The organism is Pseudonocardia sp. SID8383, from assembly GCF_009864975.1.
Classification (GTDB): Bacteria; Actinomycetota; Actinomycetes; order Mycobacteriales; family Pseudonocardiaceae; genus Pseudonocardia; species Pseudonocardia alni.
The window spans coordinates 1-407 of record NZ_WWFY01001069.1; the positions used below are offsets into that span (position 1 = coordinate 1).

A 407-nucleotide genomic window follows, 5' to 3' on the forward strand; every position below is an offset into this window, starting at 1 on the left:
GGGCTCGGCCAGGGTCAGCTCACCGGCGGTCAGGACCGGTGCGCCCTGCGCGTCCCAGGCGGCGAGTGCCCGGGTGCCGTCGCCGCGGTCGGTGAGGCGGACCCGCAGCACGGTGGCGTCCGAGGCGTGCAGGGTGAGGCCCCGCAGCGCGGTGAGGTCGGCGACGTCGGTGGCGGCGCCGAACCGGACGGCGACGTCGAGCAGCGCCGGGTGCAGGGTGTAACCGGCGGGCTGCTCGGTGAGCTCGAGCTCGGCGAGCAGGTCACCGTCGTGCCGCCACCCCCCGCGGACCCGCACCGGTCCGACGGTGTCGGGCAGCCCGGTCAGCGCCTCGGCGCCCTGCGGGGGCCACACGGGCTCCGGCTCGGGCACCGGCGCGGCGGCCGCGGACAGCGTGCCGCCGGCGT

At 79.4% G+C, this 407-nt stretch carries 1 protein-coding gene; it reads right to left on the minus strand.

The features are described 5' to 3' along the window. On the minus strand, positions 1-407 hold a 407-nt coding region (locus tag GTW08_RS25715; protein WP_161152656.1), incomplete at both ends, for a hypothetical protein.